Origin of the sequence: Leucobacter sp. cx-328, from assembly GCF_014530035.1 — a bacterium.
Classification (GTDB): domain Bacteria; phylum Actinomycetota; class Actinomycetes; order Actinomycetales; family Microbacteriaceae; genus Leucobacter.
In genome coordinates this window covers 165,497-181,564 of sequence record NZ_JACVMX010000002.1, presented here as the reverse complement: position 1 = coordinate 181,564, position 16,068 = coordinate 165,497, and the positions used below count along the sequence as shown (strand labels likewise).

13 protein-coding genes are annotated in these 16,068 nt (G+C 61.9%); 5 read left to right on the top strand and 8 right to left on the bottom strand.

All coding sequences use genetic code 11. The annotated features are described in order from the left end of the window. Window positions 1–44 precede the first annotated feature (44 nt). From ICL81_RS03460 to ICL81_RS03450, 3 genes are read right to left on the bottom strand one after another with little or no spacing between them, the layout of a single operon-like run. The gene (locus ICL81_RS03460; RefSeq protein WP_188033581.1) at window positions 45–839 is read right to left on the bottom strand and encodes a sulfite exporter TauE/SafE family protein; all 795 of its coding nucleotides are present in this window, start codon (window positions 837–839) and stop codon (window positions 45–47) included. Between the two features lie 25 nt (window positions 840–864). Next, window positions 865–2,406 (bottom strand): gamma-glutamyltransferase family protein, encoded by a 1,542-nt coding sequence (locus ICL81_RS03455; RefSeq protein ID WP_188033580.1) that lies wholly within the window; start codon window positions 2,404–2,406, stop codon window positions 865–867. A gap of 16 nt (window positions 2,407–2,422) precedes the next feature. Then, a complete protein-coding gene (locus ICL81_RS03450) occupies window positions 2,423–3,133 on the bottom strand; it encodes a FadR/GntR family transcriptional regulator (protein WP_188033579.1) in 711 nt (236 codons plus the stop codon). A 200-nt stretch (window positions 3,134–3,333) separates the two neighbouring features. Here ICL81_RS03450 and ICL81_RS03445 point away from each other — a divergent pair, with 200 nt between their 5' ends. The 5 genes from ICL81_RS03445 (at window position 3,334) to ICL81_RS03425 (ending at window position 10,059) form a co-directional block, all read left to right on the top strand. Then, the gene (locus ICL81_RS03445) at window positions 3,334–4,203 is read left to right on the top strand and encodes an ABC transporter substrate-binding protein (protein WP_188033578.1); all 870 of its coding nucleotides are present in this window, start codon (window positions 3,334–3,336) and stop codon (window positions 4,201–4,203) included. 63 nt (window positions 4,204–4,266) lie between these two features. After that, the gene (locus ICL81_RS03440; protein ID WP_188033577.1) at window positions 4,267–5,076 is read left to right on the top strand and encodes an amino acid ABC transporter permease; all 810 of its coding nucleotides are present in this window, start codon (window positions 4,267–4,269) and stop codon (window positions 5,074–5,076) included. Then, window positions 5,073–5,876 (top strand): amino acid ABC transporter ATP-binding protein, encoded by an 804-nt coding sequence (locus ICL81_RS03435; RefSeq protein ID WP_223160559.1) that lies wholly within the window; start codon window positions 5,073–5,075, stop codon window positions 5,874–5,876. The genes ICL81_RS03440 and ICL81_RS03435 overlap by 4 nt, the downstream gene beginning before the upstream one ends. A gap of 252 nt (window positions 5,877–6,128) precedes the next feature. Further along, a complete protein-coding gene (locus ICL81_RS03430) occupies window positions 6,129–7,646 on the top strand; it encodes a peptide MFS transporter (protein WP_188023592.1) in 1,518 nt (505 codons plus the stop codon). A gap of 271 nt (window positions 7,647–7,917) precedes the next feature. Continuing rightward, window positions 7,918–10,059, top strand: coding sequence for a hypothetical protein (locus tag ICL81_RS03425; protein WP_188033576.1), 2,142 nt, complete (start codon window positions 7,918–7,920; stop codon window positions 10,057–10,059). A gap of 110 nt (window positions 10,060–10,169) precedes the next feature. Here the strand turns inward: ICL81_RS03425 and pyrE are convergent, their stop codons facing one another. The 5 genes from pyrE to ICL81_RS03400 form a co-directional block, all read right to left on the bottom strand. Further along, window positions 10,170–10,724 (bottom strand): orotate phosphoribosyltransferase, encoded by a 555-nt coding sequence (gene pyrE / locus ICL81_RS03420; protein ID WP_188023594.1) that lies wholly within the window; start codon window positions 10,722–10,724, stop codon window positions 10,170–10,172. A 123-nt stretch (window positions 10,725–10,847) separates the two neighbouring features. After that, window positions 10,848–12,269, bottom strand: a complete 1,422-nt coding sequence (locus tag ICL81_RS03415) for a dicarboxylate/amino acid:cation symporter (RefSeq protein WP_188033575.1) — start codon at window positions 12,267–12,269, stop codon at window positions 10,848–10,850. Between the two features lie 874 nt (window positions 12,270–13,143). Further along, window positions 13,144–13,992: an amino acid ABC transporter ATP-binding protein gene (locus tag ICL81_RS03410; protein WP_251381733.1), complete on the bottom strand. Its 849-nt coding sequence runs from the start codon at window positions 13,990–13,992 to the stop codon at window positions 13,144–13,146. Continuing rightward, the gene (locus ICL81_RS03405) at window positions 13,989–14,978 is read right to left on the bottom strand and encodes an amino acid ABC transporter permease (RefSeq protein ID WP_251381731.1); all 990 of its coding nucleotides are present in this window, start codon (window positions 14,976–14,978) and stop codon (window positions 13,989–13,991) included. The genes ICL81_RS03410 and ICL81_RS03405 overlap by 4 nt, the downstream gene beginning before the upstream one ends. Then, the gene (locus ICL81_RS03400; RefSeq protein ID WP_188033574.1) at window positions 14,975–15,916 is read right to left on the bottom strand and encodes an ABC transporter substrate-binding protein; all 942 of its coding nucleotides are present in this window, start codon (window positions 15,914–15,916) and stop codon (window positions 14,975–14,977) included. Before ICL81_RS03400 ends, ICL81_RS03405 begins: the two co-directional genes overlap by 4 nt. Window positions 15,917–16,068: the final 152 nt, after the last annotated feature.

The window sequence follows — 16,068 nt, the reverse complement described above, 5'->3', positions numbered from 1 at the left end:
CTCGTTCTTGGCAGCTTGGCTGCCCGCAAGTTCGGCTCAACCGATTACTTCTGCTTCCGCCCCTTCAGCGCCTTCGTTGCCATCTGAATGATGACGATGACGAGCAGTGCAGAGAACGCAATGTTGGACCACATCGGAGTGATGTACGTGGCAACGATCGAGCCAAGCGGTGAGCACACACTCGCGGCGATACCGAGCGGAACCGCAGCGCGCAGGTCAACATTCTTGCGACGGAAGTTGCCAATCGTGCCCGAGATCGAACCGGGGATCAGCATGATGAGCGAGGTGCCCTTGGCAACCAGGTCATTCGCGCCGAAGAAGAACATCAGTACGGGAACAACGACCACGCCGCCGCCAACACCGAGCAAACCCGACAGAATGCCGGTGACGAAGCCCACCACGATGAGCGCAGCGCCGCTGATGAGCGTGATGGTGACCTCAGAGTCACGCGACGGAACAATGAACCACAGGCTCACCACAACGAGCACGAGGAACCCCATGAAGATCCAGCGCAGCACACCGGTCGGGATCCGCTGCAGCAGGTAACTGCCGAGCTGCGCGCCACCGATGATGCCGATCGCAAGCAGCAGCGCCGCGATCCAGTCAACGTGACCCTGCACCGCATAGGTAATGCCGCCAACGATTGCCGCCGGCAGGATCGTAGCAACCGACGTACCCGCCGCGAGCTTCTGCTGATACCCGAGCACAAGCACGAGCAACGGCACGAGCACGATGCCGCCACCAATACCGAACAGCCCCGAGAGCATGCCGGTCAGTGCACCAAGAAGGAGCAGGATAAATACGGGCTGACGCTTATGAGCGACGTCAAAGTTAGTCATTGATTTCGATCTTCTTCTCTATCGGTTAGGCAGGAACGACGATTGCGGATCCATCAGAGCGCGGATCGCTCGCGGCCGTATAGCCGGTTGCGATGCCCGCACTGCGATCAACGCGGATCACGTTCGAGTGCCCAAGGTCCTCGTCGTAGGGTCGCACCACGTTGAGCGCGAAGCCAGCGGCTTCGATCGCCTCACGGGCAACCAGCGGGACGTCTTCTTCAATGGTGACGCGCACGGGCGCATCGCCAACTACCTCATCTACCATCCAACGCGGCGCATGGGTTGCGGTGCTGGGATCCGCGCCCTCAAACATGCGCTGCAGCAACTGGGTATGAATCTGCGGCTGTGCCGCGCCACCCATGGTGGCGGGAACATAGGCGATCTCGTCACCGTCGAGCACGAGCACCGGCATGAGCGTGTGGCGCGGGCGCTTGCCCGGTTCGAACGCGTTGGGCGATGCGGGGTCGAGGGAGAACGAGGTGCCGCGGTTCTGGAAGATGATGCCGGTGTCGGGCTCCAAGATGTATGAGCCGAAGTCCCAGAACACGGAGTTGATGAACGAGACTGCCCAGCCGTCGGCGCTGATCGCCGAGAAGCCGACCGTATCGCCGCTCGCCTTGGCCTCGCCGCGGAGCGGACCTGTAGGAGCCTCAGCAGCAACGAGCTCGGCGCCGGTTGCGCCACCGAAGGTCGGGTCCGAGAGCGAAGCGGTGCGCACGAGATTCGCTTCGTAGAACGCACGCGACAGCTCGCCTGCACCTGCGCCAAGGGGATCCGCGATACCAGCGGTGATCTCGTTCAGCGCACGCAGGAGCATGAAGCCCGAAGTGTTCGGCGGGCCGGTGAGCACGCGGAGACCGCTGAACTCAGTCTCAATCGGCTCGCCCCAGAAAGGACGGTATCCCGCGGCATCCTCGGCGGTAATCTTCGAGCCGCGCGCTGCGAGGCCTGCGATCCAGCGCTGCGCGAGTTCACCTTCGTAAAACTCGTCCGCGCCATTCGCGGCGAGCTGCGTGAGCGATGCCGCGAGTGCGGGCTGCGTGAGCGTTTCACCCTCGGTGAGCGGGTCGCCGTTCGGGTAGAAAATTGCGCGCGCGCCGGGATCCTGATCAAGCGTGCCCTGCGCATCGCTCAGCGCACGTGCGACCGAACGCGAGTTGGGGAACCCCTGCTCAGCATGGCGGATCGCGGGAGCGAGATGATCCGCCCACTCACGAGTCGCGCCGAGATCATGCAGCGCCTGCCAGCCACGAATGCCACCTGGCACCGTGATGGTGTCGACACCGCGCAGCGGGAGCGTCTCGCCGTGCTTCTCGCGCAGCGCTTCGAGCGTCTGGCCGCTCGGCGCGGTGCCCGTCGCGTTAAGGAATCGGACCTGACCGTCTGGGCTGCGCACGATCGCGACCAGGTCACCACCGAGGGCAACGTTGTTCGGGTAGACCACGCAGAGCGTAGCCGCCGCGGCAATTGCCGCATCGATTGCGTTGCCGCCCGCCTCGAGTACGGCGGCGCCGGCCTCGGTTGCGAGGTGGTGTGACGTTGAGATGGCTCCCTTAGGCATCGTCATGGTCCGTGATTCCTATCTATTCGTCGCGCCCGGCGAGGGCGATCTGGTGCGCAATATCGAGTACGTGGTCGCGTGCCGCCTGTTCAGCAGCGTCGCCGTTTCCAGCTTCGATTGCCTCAAAGATGAGGCGGTGCGCACGGCTTGAGGCGCTGCGTCGATCGCTCGTTTGGTACCGCTTTGCACGGCTCGGCGCGATCTGCTGCGCTAGCTGCTCATTAATGAGGGCAAGCAGCGGGTTATGCGCGTACTGCGCAATGGTCTGGTGGAACGCCCGGTCGAGCTCTGCGTAACGCTCGTTCGAAGTTTCCTTTTCCATGGCCTCCACAAGTTCACGCAACTGCGCGATGTCACGCGGCTTCGCGCGACCGGCGGTCAGGCGCGCGATCGGCGGCTCGAGAATTGCACGCAATTCCATGATGTCGCGGATCTCGGGATCAGCTGCGGCTACTGCCGCGCCGATGCTTTCTGCCATGGGTGACTGCTCACCAGGACTCAACACAATCGTGCCGCGACCGGGCTTTCGGTCGATCAGCCCGCGGTTCTCGAGTTCGCGAAGCGCTTCGCGAATCGAGACACGCGAGACTCCCAGATGCTCTGCGAGTTCGCGCTCAGGCGGCAGCCGATCTCCCGGGGCAAGTTCGCCGTCGAGGATGAGCCGTTCAAGATCAACCGAAAGGCGATCTGGCAGTGAGAGCGTCGTTGCTCGCGAAATGCTTGTCCAGTCCATCGCCCCTCCTTCTGTTCGTGTGTGGAATGTGCTGCGAAACCGCTGCACCGTAACTCTGGCAGATGCGGCATTGACTTACGTAAGAGTGAGCGGGTATCTTCACATATTAATTGATTAGTTGGTCAGACCAACTGTCAATGATCCTAGGTTCGTAGCTCGTGCTCCGCAAGCTACAACACAACTGAATCGGAGAAATCAAAGTGGCTTTCCCCTCAATCCTTAAGCGTGGCGCTGCAATCGGCGCCCTCACCATCGCCTCGGCACTTACCCTCACCCTCACGGCGTGTGGCGGAGCACCGGCAGCGGAAGAGTCGACTGGCAACGCAGTCGTCCAACCGCCCGCGATCCTCACCGCTGACGCACTGACCGTGTGCACCGGTGACACCCCACCGAACATCTTCTACGACGAGAACAATGAGCTACAGGGTGTCGAGATCGACATTGCCAACGGCCTCGCTACTGAGCTCGGCGTGAAGACCAAGCTTGAGGAGTACAACTTCTCAGGCCTCATCCCCGCGCTGCAGGCAAAGCAGTGTGACGTCATCATGGGCTCGCTGTACATCAAGCCTGAGCGCGAGGAAATCGCGAACTTCGTACCGTACCTCTTCTCGGGCACCGGTGCCGGCGTCACCAAGGAAAACCCCAAGAAGGTCACCGGCTTCGACCAATCACTCTGTGGCATTCGCGTCATTGGCATCAGCGGCGCGACCGGTGGCGACTCAGCAACGAAGCTCTCGGAAGAGTGCATCGCAAACGGCAAGCCCGCAATTGACCTCACGCTCGTCGACGATGCAGCCGCTGCCGTGCAGCAGGTGCTTGCCAACCAGGTAGACGCGTTCGTTGACACCTCGGAGATCATGAGCTTCTACGAGACCCAGTCAGAAGGTGACTTCGTCATGATCGGCGAACCCTTCGGCAAGATCCGCATCGGTGCAGCAACACTCAAGAGCAACACCGAGCTCAACGAGGCGCTTGACACCGCGTTCACCGCAATGGTTGACAGCGGAAAGTACAAGGAAATCCTCGCCACCTGGGGCGTCGAGGCCAACGACATCACGCTCGGCGAATAAGTAATTCGGTGCGGGTGGGGCTTCACCCACCCGCACCACCTTCAACGAAGAAGACGGAACACCATGAAATTTGACTGGGCATACTTCTGGCAGAGCTTGTTCTCGCCAAGCCAGAGCTTCCTCAACGGCCTCTCACTCACCATTCTCATCTCGGTCGTCGCGATGGCGCTCGCGCTCATCTTGGGCCTCGTTATCGCTCTCATGGGCCGCAGCCGGTTTGTCGTGCTGCGCCTCATCTCCAGCCTGTATGTCTGGATCATTCGCGGCACCCCGCTCCTCGTACAGCTCGTGATCCTCTACACCGGCCTCGCTGCAGCGAACATCTTTAGGTTTGAAGATGTATCAGTCGGATTCCTCATCAAGGGTGCCGTCCAGGCCGCGATCATCGGCCTCATGCTCAACGAGAGCGCGTACATTTCGGAGATCGTCCGCGGCGGCCTCGAGTCGATCGAGAAGGGTCAGACCGAGGCGGCACTGTCGCTCGGCATGACCCCGATGGGCGCCATGCGGTGGATCATTGTGCCGCAGGCGATCCGCGTCATGGTTCCGCCGCTCGGCAACTCCTTCAACGGCCTCATGAAGAGCACGTCGGTGCTCTCAATCATCGGCGTCGCCGAGATGTTCCAGGTCGGTGGCACGATGGCCTCCTCGACTTTCAAGGCGTTCGAAATCTACATCGTCGTTGCGCTGTACTACTTGCTCCTCACAACGATTTGGACGTTCATCCAGACCTGGATCGAGAACAGCCTCAACGCACGAGCTGGCCTCCCGAAAGCGCCGTCAGTTTGGAAGCGTCTGTTCGACTTCCGCGTGAAGCGCGACAGCACCGCCCCCAAGTCTCCGCTCTCTGTCCAGGAAGGAGCAGCAGCATGACACTCTCCGAATACACCACTCCAGTCTCAGTGTCTGATGGGCCAATCGTGCGCACCGTTGGCGTAAACAAGTGGTTTGGCGACCGCCAGATTCTCACTGACGTTTCGGTGGAAATTGCACGCGGCGAGGTCGTCGTACTCGTCGGCCCGTCAGGCGCAGGCAAGACCACCTTCCTGCGCACCCTCAACCGCCTCGAGCCCATTGAAGACGGCCACATCTACGTAGATGGCGAACTCATCGGTGAGCGGATCGCCAACTCAGGCAAGACCGTCGAGATCTCAGCGAAGGCGCTCGCTCGCCAGCGCTCGGATATCGGCTTCGTCTTCCAGCACTTCAACCTCTTCCCGCACATGACCGTGCTGGAGAACATCTGGCACTCCCCCGTGCGCGTGAAGGGCGAGAACAAGGCGCAGGCGATTGCGTACGCCAGGGAGCTCCTCGACCGCGTTGGCCTCGCAGACAAGGCCGATGTGCGCCCCCGATCGCTCTCGGGTGGCCAGCAGCAGCGCGTGGCCATCGCGCGTGCGCTCGCGATGCGCCCCTCGCTCATGCTCTTCGATGAGCCGACTTCAGCGCTCGATCCCGAGATGGTTGGCGAAGTGCTGCAAGTCATGAAGGATCTCGCAGCTGCCGGCATGACCATGATCATCGTGAGCCACGAGATGGGCTTCACACGCGAGGTCGCAGACCGCGTGATCGTCATGGATGCGGGTCGCATCATCGAGCAGGGCGAGCCCGATCTCGTTTTCACAAACCCGAAGCACGAGCGCACGAAGCAGTTCCTCTCGAAGGTGCTGTAACCAACTCTCACGGTGCGGGGGCGGGGTCATTTCGACCTCGCCCCCGCACTTTTTTGCGTGTGGGGCGGATCCGCTCGCGCGTCTTTGGCGCCCAAATTGACCTCTGCCATTCAACCCTGTAAGTTCACTTATTGATTAAGCAGTTGGTCAGACCAACTAATCAACTTGCTCACACCGGTCGCAACTTCCATTGCGATCGGCCAGACAGCGGACCGCAACCAACCGATCCGCCAAGTTCATCTCGGAGTATCAATGACGAACCCCCAGTCAGGCGGCGCAAAGACCGCGCCCCACACGAAGGCACCCGACACCGCCACCGTTGGCGTCACCCGTGCCCTCAATGTCGTCTCCCGCGACGCCAAGCCGAGCGGCCTGCTCACGCTCTCGGGCGTGGAAATGTGGGAGCGCTTCAGCTTCTACGGCCTGCAGGTACTGCTCGCGTACTACCTCTACTACTCGCTCAGCGATGGCGGCCTCGGCCTCCCCCAGCCCGTCGCGCTCGGCATCGCGGGCTCCTACGGTGGCCTCGTCTACATCTCGCAGATCATCGGCGCATGGGTTGCTGACCGCGTGCTCGCTCCGAAATACGTCGTGCTCGTTGGCGGCACCGCGATTCTCGCGGGCCACATCATGCTCGCGGTCGTTCCCGGTCTCATCGGCCTCATCATCGGCCTCGCCCTCATTGTCATCGGCACCGGTGGCCTGAAGGTAAACACCACCATGATGGTCGGTGCGCTCTACCCCGACGGCGGCGCACGCCGCGACGCGGGCTACGCGATCTACTACATGGGCATCACCATCGGCGCGTTCGCCGGCCCGCTCATCACCGGCGCACTGCACCAGTCGTGGGGCTTCCACCTGGCGTTCGGCGCTGCGGCAGTCGGCATGGCGTTCGGCCTCGGCCAGTACATCTTCGGGATGCGCCGCCTCCCCGCGAGCACCGCGGTCGTTCCGAACCCGCTCCCCGCAGCACAGCGCGCAAAGTGGATCATCATCACCGTCGTTGCCATCGGCCTCATCGCGATTGCGGTCATGACCGGTCTGATCCGCCCCGACAACATCAGCAGTGTCGTTGCACTCATCGTGCTCGTGGCAGCGATTGGTCTCTTCTCGATGCTCCTCACGAACAAGCAGGTCACCCGCAGCGAGCGCGGCGCAATCGTGAAGTACGTGCCGGTATTCCTCATGAGCCTCGTATTCTGGACCTTGCTCTTCCAGCTCTTCACCGCATTCGCGGTCTTCGCCGACACGAAGATCAACCTCACCATTGGCTCATACACGATGCCCCCGAGCCTCATTGTGACGCTCGAGAGTCTCGCAGTTGCGGCGGTCACCGCGCTCCTCGCATTCATGTGGACCCGCGCACGCTCGACCCGCATGGAGCCCATCACCAAGCTCGTTGTCGGCATCATTGCAATGGCAGCTGGCGCTGCAGCAATCGTGCCCTTCAGCTTCGGCGCCGGTCAGTCGATGCCGCTCGTCATGGCACTCCTCGTGATGGTCTTCTTCGCATTCGGCGAAGCGCTTTTCGCGCCCTCGGCCCTGTCATTCACCGCAGAGTTGGCACCCAAGGCAGCAAGCTCACAGATGACCGCGCTCTACTTCCTCACGATGGCTGGCGGATCGACCCTCTCGGGTTGGATCTCGCAGGCGTACCGCGAGGGCGCTGAGGCGCAGTACTTCGGCACTGTCGCGATCATCTCGATCATCGCTGTTGTGGCGCTCGCGGTCGCGTACCGTGCGATCAGCAAGTCGGTGGCAAAGCGCTAACGACTTCACCGGTTCACTGACCGGGTGCGCCGCCTAGGCACGCCGCCCTGGCACGTGAACACCCGCACCGCTGCTCCCCGAGCGTTGGATGTGCTGCTCGCATCCCAACACTCGGGGAGCAGTTTGCGTTTGCCTGCCTTCGGCTTTTGTTAGGCACTCATTAGACTTAGTTTTCTCACGGAGAGCTCTTTGCCTCTCCCGCGACTATATGTCGCATCACTCAGGCATGTTTCACGACGTCGCAGTCGCGAGATAGAACGGAAGAACACCAATGACGGGTCATTCACAGCGCTCGGCGCGCGATACCGAAGTCTCGCCACAGCGCACGATGCGCAGGCGCCCAGGTCTTCTCGCACTTGCGCTTGGTCTCATGCTCTCGCTCGTTGGTGTTGCAGCTCCGGCAAGCGCTCCCGGCGCAGCAGCCGCTGCTCCAGGACTCGAGATCACCACCTCGACGAGCACGCTCAACATGACCGCCGCCGGCCGGGCTATCACTTACGTCTCGACCGTGAAGAATGCCACCGACACAAAGGTCACAAACGTGGAAATGTCGTTATTCGATTCGACCACCTTTGGCACCTTTTCGTATTACCCGCCCGAGAGGAATGAACTCGAGCCGGGCGAATCGGTATCGATCATTGCGACGTATCACGTCACCCAGCCGGCAATCGACGCGCTCAGCGTCGAACTCTCTACTATCGCTACGGGGTACTCCACGCAAAGCGGCACAAGCCGACCCATCTCCGCGAGATCAACTCCAGTGACGCTCAAAACCGTGGCCGACGCCAAGTTCGACTACAGCGTCGCCTTTGACCGTACGTATACCGAGTCGACCATGCCGTTCCCGGGCGACAAGGCAAATCACGTGTTTACGGTCACGAACACCGGCAACCTCACAATCACCGGCTTGGACTACCAGTTCAGCACCGGAAGGTGCACGTTCCCAGATGCGGTCGGTCCGTTCGCGACCGAGAACCTCCCCATCCCTCCGGGAGCAACAAAGACATTCAACCTCGCCCACACCATCACCCAGGATCAGATTGATTTCACACCGAATGACTGCGTTCTGACGCTGCGGGCAAACACCAGCGCAGGAGCTATCCCTACGCCGAGTGGCAAGCAAAGCGCGCTGCCTGTGCTCAAATTCCGGGCTGCAACCGTCACCCTCACGACAGATCCGATCACTCCAGATATGTTCCGAGTCGGCGCCGACATTACCTTCAGGTTCACTGTCACGCACACCGGCAACACGACCTATCAGGGTCTCGACCTCACCGGAGGCCCCGATGCTTTCTCAGGTGACGGAGCATTTACAGGTCCCGCCATCACGCAGTTCTATGACCTTCTTCCAGGAGGTTCCGGCTCAACCACGGCACACTACACACTCACTCCGGAAGACATTAAGCGCGGCTACCTCACGTACGCTCCAAGCGCGGCGATCGGCGCCCAGAAGATCGCTATCGAGCCGATCACCGTGCCGAGTACGCCCACACCGAAGCTCACGGTAGGTGTATCGGCGGATCGATCCAAGCTCACCCAAGCTGGCGAAACCGTGAAGCTGGCGTTCACCATCACCAACGAAGGCAACGTCACCATCCCTGACGCGCAGCTCGCCGACCTCACGTCGACCGGCACCGGCACGTTCAACGTTATTTCTGGTTCCCCTGCGCTTCTCGCCCCTGGCACGTCACAGACATTCAACGTTGAATACACCGCGTCTCAGGCCGACATTGACGCCCAAACTGTGTCGCTCTCGGCAACCTCCACCGGCACGCCCCCGAGCAACTGGAGGCTGCCCGCGGGGAACGTGAGCTCCGTTACTCTCGCGTCTGTCCAGACGCCGAGCCTTGACACGCAGCTCACCGCTGATACCGACGTGGTGACCCAGGCTGGACAGCAGATTGTTTACACGGCCACCGTTGAGAACACGGGAAATGTCACGCTCACGGATGTGTTCCCCGAGACCCAGGCGTTCTCAGGCGCGGGTACGCCCTCCGCGTTCGTCGGCCAGCCGGTCACGCTCGCACCGGGTGAATCAGCGTCGTGGGAATCCACCTATGCGGCCACAGCTGCAGACTTGGCGCTCTCGTCCATTGCCCACACCGCTGCGATGATCGGACTCGATCCGAATGGGGCTCAGGTGTCGGGTGATCCGCTAACACTGTCGCTCGACGTGCGCGCAGTCCCCGAGACCACGCCTGGCGATGGCGAGGATCCTGACGGAGAGACACCTGCCACCGACGACGGTTCGAACAGCGGCGGCACCGCGAACGGCACGAAGGCCGGCGGATCCGCCCTCGCACACACCGGCAGCAACGCATCGAACAGCCTCGGCTTCCTCGGCGCATTCGCCCTCGCAGCAGGCGCGCTCCTCCTCGTACGCGCGAACGCCCGCCGGGCACGCGCCGAGTAGTAATCGCGGCGGCCGCACCGGCCACACACGCAGAAGGGGAGCAGCTCAGTGAGTTGCTCCCCTTCTGCGTTACCGGGCGGGCGTCGAATCGCGAAGCCGAGCCGGAAGTATTACTGCGGGTCGAGACCGAGGTCGTCGAGGCCGATTGCGTAACGGTACTCGTAGCCTGCCTCTTCGATGCGTGCCTTTGCGGGCGCCTGACGGTCAACCACTACTGCAACGCCGGCGACGATTGCGCCAACCTTCTCGAGTGCCTCGATGGCTTTGAGGGGCGATCCGCCGGTCGTCGAAGTGTCTTCAACAACGATGACGCGCTTGCCATCAAGATCGGGACCCTCCACCTGGCGGCCGCGGCCGTGGTCCTTGGGCTCCTTGCGGACGACGAACGAGTCGTACACCTTGCCGCGTGCGACGCCTTGGTGCATGATCGCCGAAGCGATGGGGTCAGCGCCCATGGTGAGGCCGCCAACTGCGACAACGCCATCGACGTCGTCGATGAGGTCAAGCATGACCTGGCCAATGAGCGGAGCCGCGCGGTGATCAAGGCTCAGCTTGCGGAGGTCGATGTAGTACGTCGCCTTCTTGCCGCTGGTGAGCGTGAAGTCACCGTGGAATACGGCCTCGGTCGTAATAAGTTCAATGAGCTGATCGCGTGCGGTGGTCATACCGTCAATTCTACGTTGCGTTTTGCCGTAGAACATCGGGGCGCAAAATGACCGATGGCCAGGTCACTGAAGACCTGGCCATCGGTTACGCGCGAGGCGCCGGGAACGGGGCGCGGATCGCGACTACTTCGTGGGCGCTTCTGACTCGATTGCGCTGTCTGCGTCAGCATCTGCTGCCGCCTCAGCGTCGACATCGTTGTTGTCGAACGCGAGGCCCTTGCGGGGCGCGTTGTAGAGGTCCATGTCGATGATGCCCTCGCGCTTTGCGACGACAGCCGGGACGAGCGCCTGACCTGCGACGTTGAGCGCGGTGCGGCCCATGTCGATGATCGGATCAACTGCGAGCAGCAGGCCAACGCCCTCAAGGGGCAGACCGAGCGTCGACAGGGTCAGCGTGAGCATGACGGTCGCACCGGTGGTGCCTGCGGTTGCAGCCGAGCCGACAACCGAGACGAGCACGATGAGCAGGTACTGCACGATGGTGAGCTCAATACCGAAGAACTGAGCGATGAAGATCGCGGCCACGGCGGGGTAGACCGCTGCGCAACCGTCCATCTTGGTGGTCGCACCGAGGGGCACGGCGAACGATGCGTAACCGCGGGGTACACCGAGGTTGCGCTCGGTCACACGCTGGGTCAGGGGCAGGGTGCCGATCGACGAGCGGCTGACAAAGCCGAGCTGAACTGCGGGCCAGACGCCCGAGAAGTACTGCTTGATCGAGAGGCCGTTGGCCTTGACGATTGCCGGGTAGACCACAAACATCACGATGAGAAGCCCCAAGTACAGGACTGCAACGAACGAAGTGAGCGAGCCCATCTTGTCCCAGCCGTACTGTGCAACCGCGTTACCGATGAGGCCGAGGGTACCGATGGGAGCGATACGAATGATCCACCAGAGCACCTTCTGGATGATCGCAAGCGCAGACTCAGTGAAGCGGATGAAGGGCTCAGCCTGTGCGCCAATCTTCAGTGCGGCAATACCAACAGCAACAGAGATCACGATGATCTGGAGCACGTTGAAGCCGGGGCTTGCGGCGACCGCGCCTGCTTCAGCATCGAACGAAGCGTTGACCGAAAGGCCGAGGAAGTTCGAGGGCACGAGGCCGATCAGGAAGTTCCACCAGGTGCCGACCGCGTAGGGGTCGCCGGTCTCGAGACTCTGCGAAGCCGAAGCACCGGGCTTCAGGATGACGCTGAGAACGATACCGACGGTCACCGAGATGAGCGCGGTGATGGCGAACCAGAGCAGGGTCTGGCCTGCGAGACGTGCCGCGTTCTTCACCTTGCGAAGGCCGACGATGCTCGACACGATCGCGGTGAAGATGAGCGGAACAACCGCTGCCTTCAGCAGCGACACGTAGCTGCTGCCAATGACCGACAGGGTTGCCTGGAGGCCGTTAGGGTTGCCCTCAACGTCGGGCCCGAGCGAGCGAGCCAGGCCGCCGAGCGCGAGACCCACGACGAGTGCCGCCAGAATCTGCCAACCAAAGGAAGTGACCCACTTGGGCAGCTTCCGCTTCTTCACTGCTGCTGTATCTGCAGACATGTTTTCCTCTCAGTTCCGGCTCTGCGCTCACGCAAAACCCGGGCGGTGCCCGAGCTTGAACGTGCCTGCGTGAAGTCCGGAGTGACCGTACGCCGCGTGTTCCCGACTGGCTCCCCCGGAGCCGATCGCGCTGCCCGCGTGCAGTGCGCGCACTGGTGTGACGCAAACTGCCGGACTAACAAGAAAGACAATAGCACCTATTCGCGCAGCTTATTTCTAGCATTACAAATAGTTGCACTGACACTAAGCCTGAGACCTTCCGCATGCCCTGCCAAGCCTTTGCGCTCACTGAAGCCCGGCGCCGTCCCTCGACCTTGCACCCACGAGCAGAAATCGAGCGTCCGTCAGACACTTTCGGCGTTTTCCCTCAGACCGAAGACCCTTTTACATACGGAGCAAAAGCCCACGCGGGCACACGCTAGCCTCCACCTAGAAACCTGCCGTCGTTCAGACGAAATTCACCGAAAACCTCTTAACGACGGCAGATTTCCTGACGAGGATCAAGCCCAGACTCGGCGTTCAACCCTGGCACCAAGCCCACCCCAACCAAGCAACAGCCAAGCCACGGCCATGAGGCAACCATTCCCAGGCAAGGTTGGGCGCAAGCCCAACCGCGGCAGCACCTTCGAGAAGACCCGCCGCCAGCCAGGGGTAACCCTTCCCGCTGCCGCGGGCGAGCACTGCTCGCCCTTGCCCTGAGCCGTCGCCGCACTCAGAACCGGCCGCACGAAGGCTCACCCCACGCGGTCACAAATTTGTCGTAGATATGCGATCGGCCTTCAATATGCGAAATACGAGTGATTTCTGCATATTGAAGGCCGATTACATATGGACGGAGAGACTCAAACCACAAACCGGGTGGTGGCGCGAGCCCCTACTTCACACTCTCCAAGAAGTTCCGAGTGCGCTGGCGCTGCGGGTTCCCAAGCACTTCCTCCGGCGGGCCAGCTTCAACGACAACGCCACCGTCCATGAAGACGACCTGATCCGCCACATTGCGCGCGAACCCGATCTCGTGCGTGACGACGATCATCGTCATGCCGTCCCGTGCAAGCTCTCGCATGACATCGAGCACGTCACCGACGAGCTCTGGGTCGAGCGCCGAGGTCGGCTCATCAAACAGCATGAGCTTGGGCTCCATCGCGAGCGCACGGGCGATCGCCACGCGCTGCTGCTGGCCACCCGAAAGTTGTGCGGGATAGTGCTTCGCGAAGTCCGCGAGGCCAACACGATCGAGCAGTTCGAGCGCGCGAGCTTTCGATTCCGCACGGCTCTTTCCAGCGACGCCGACGGGCGCCTCCATGACGTTCTCCAGCGCGGTCATGTGCGGGAACAGATTGAACTTCTGGAACACCATGCCGATGTGGCGACGCTGCTTCGCGATCTGGCGCGGGGTCATTTCGTGGTTGCGTTCGCCAGCGCGACGGTATCCGATGAGGTCGTCATCGACGATGATGCGCCCGCCGTCGATGGTTTCGAGGTGGTTAATGCAGCGCAGCAGCGTCGACTTTCCCGAGCCCGACGGGCCAAGCAGCACGGTCACGGTGCCGGCCGGAACGGCGAGCGAGACATCACGCAGTACCTGGTGGGCACCGTAGCTCTTGCGAACGCGACGAATCTGCACGAGCGGATCGGCTGCCTGCGCGCCAGCTCCGGCACCGGCACCTGCGGCGTGGGTGGCAGTGGGGCGCGGATCCGCCACGAGGGTCTCCTGGCTGGTCATACTCCGACCACCTCCGTTACCTGGGTTGGGGGTGCGGGCTCTGGGCCCGGCTTGCGTGCGTTGAGTGCTGCCTTGATTCGCTGGAGCGGGGTAGGCGGCAGGTTACGGCTCGAGCCACGGCCGAAGTGTCGCTCGAGGTAGTACTGCGGGATCGAGAGCAGGCTCGTCATGAAGAGGTACCAAACACTCACAACGATGAGCAGTTCGACCTGCTTGAGGTTCGACGACGAGATGATCGACGCCTGAGTGTAGAGCTCGAGCACGGCGATTACCGAGAGCAGCGAGGTGCTCTTGAGCATCGAGATGAGCTCGTTGCCCATGGGCGGGATGATGACGCGCATCGCCTGTGGCAGCAGCACTCGGCGGAACGTATACAGCGGGGACATACCCAGCGAGTACGCGGATTCACGCTGACCTTCATCGACCGACATCATGCCGGCTCGCACAATCTCCGAGGAGTAGGCGGCCTGGTTCAGGGTGAGGGCGAGCAGACCTGCGATGAGGGGCGTGACAAGGGTGTTGGTGTCGATCGACCAGAACACGATGTCGGTGAGCGGGACTCCCAAACGGATCTGGTCGAACAGCAGCCCAAGGTAACCCCAGAGCACGATCTGCACGAGGACCGGAGTGCCACGGAATGCCCACACGTAGAACCACGCGACCGAGGTGAGCACGGGGTTCGACGAGAGTCGCATCGCTGCGATGACAATCGCAAGCAGGGTCGACACGATCATCGATACGACCGTGATGAAGATGGTGAGCCCAACACCCTGGAGGATGCGCGGATCGAACAGGAACTCGCCAACCGTTGCAAAGTCGAGGTTGGGGTTGGTCGCCACGACGTAAACGAACCAGGCGACCAGAGCGATGACGACGAGGGCACTGATCCAGCGCCAGGGCCGGCGGAGTGGGACGGCTTCGACGTCATCCTCGGTCGAGAGCGGCGCCATCGCTTCGATGGGGCGCTCAGTCAGCGTTGCGCTCATTCGGCGTCCTTACCCTGGTTGATCTCAGCCGAGTCAACGGCGTATGCGCCGATGCTGTTTCGGTCGAGGACTTCCTGGTAGGTGCCCTCGTCGATGAGCGCCTGGAGTGCCTGCTTAATCGCTTCGACGAGCTCGGTCTCGCTGTTCAGCATGCCGATTCCGCTGTAGACGGGGTTGAAGCCGGCGGGGTTCTCTGGGTCGCGCACGATCTCGAACGCTTTGCCGTCGTCGGTCGTCGCGACAACGTACTCTGCAACAACCGCGTCTGCGGTGTATGCCTGGCTCTTGCCAGCGCGCAGTGCGGTCTGTGCGTCGAGGTCGTTGGGCAGCTCCATGACGTTGATGCCACAGTCCATCGCGCGCAGCAGGTCGCCCTGAATGGTCGCCTTCTGTACCGAGACGGTCTTGCCGCAGAGGTCCTTAACGCCCTTGATGCCGTCAGGGTTGCCCGCCTTCACCGCAACAGCAAAGCCGCCGTAGCTGTAATCGACGAACGACAGCACCTTCTGGCGTTCAGCGGTGTCGTTCATGCCGCTCATAATGAGGTCGTTTTTGCCTGCCTGCAGCGACGGAATCACCGAGTCGAATGCCTGCTTGTTCAGGCTCACGTCAACGCCGAGCTTCTGCCCGAGCAGACGACCCAGCTCAGGGTCGAAGCCGATGGCGCGGTTGTTCTCGTCGTACATTGCCATTGGCGGGAACGGGATGTCGACCGCAATGTTGATCACACCCTTGTCAACGATGCGTTCGGGGAGCAGTGCGGTGAGGTCCTTGTCGACGGTCGTCGAGATCTCATCGCCGACCGGCAGGTCACTGCCGCCCGTGCTGCCGCCAGCAGAGTCGGCGGATCCGCCACCCGAGCAACCGGTGAGTGCAAGCGCGAGCGCAGCCGAGGCCGCAAGCAAGGTTGAGGTGAGGGTCTTCTTCTGAATCTTCATGGGGTGTTCCTTACGTCGTTGTAGGGGAAGCTGTGAGTTGTGTTGCGGCCCCGCCGCTGGGTTGAACCGCTGGGACTCCGCTGGACTCGTCGTAGATATGTAATCGGCCATCAATATGCCCAAAATGTCGCCAAACAACATATTGACGGCCG

Coding starts and splice junctions, on each gene's coding strand:
- ICL81_RS03460 (WP_188033581.1), bottom strand. CDS start 839: ATGACTAACTTTGACGTCGCTCATAAGCGTCAGCCCGTATTTATCCTG.
- ICL81_RS03455 (WP_188033580.1), bottom strand. CDS start 2,406: ATGACGATGCCTAAGGGAGCCATCTCAACGTCACACCACCTCGCAACC.
- ICL81_RS03450 (WP_188033579.1), bottom strand. CDS start 3,133: ATGGACTGGACAAGCATTTCGCGAGCAACGACGCTCTCACTGCCAGAT.
- ICL81_RS03440 (WP_188033577.1), top strand. CDS start 4,267: ATGAAATTTGACTGGGCATACTTCTGGCAGAGCTTGTTCTCGCCAAGC.
- ICL81_RS03435 (WP_223160559.1), top strand. CDS start 5,073: ATGACACTCTCCGAATACACCACTCCAGTCTCAGTGTCTGATGGGCCA.
- ICL81_RS03430 (WP_188023592.1), top strand. CDS start 6,129: ATGACGAACCCCCAGTCAGGCGGCGCAAAGACCGCGCCCCACACGAAG.
- ICL81_RS03425 (WP_188033576.1), top strand. CDS start 7,918: ATGACGGGTCATTCACAGCGCTCGGCGCGCGATACCGAAGTCTCGCCA.
- pyrE (WP_188023594.1), bottom strand. CDS start 10,724: ATGACCACCGCACGCGATCAGCTCATTGAACTTATTACGACCGAGGCC.
- ICL81_RS03415 (WP_188033575.1), bottom strand. CDS start 12,269: ATGTCTGCAGATACAGCAGCAGTGAAGAAGCGGAAGCTGCCCAAGTGG.
- ICL81_RS03410 (WP_251381733.1), bottom strand. CDS start 13,992: ATGACCAGCCAGGAGACCCTCGTGGCGGATCCGCGCCCCACTGCCACC.
- ICL81_RS03405 (WP_251381731.1), bottom strand. CDS start 14,978: ATGAGCGCAACGCTGACTGAGCGCCCCATCGAAGCGATGGCGCCGCTC.
- ICL81_RS03400 (WP_188033574.1), bottom strand. CDS start 15,916: ATGAAGATTCAGAAGAAGACCCTCACCTCAACCTTGCTTGCGGCCTCG.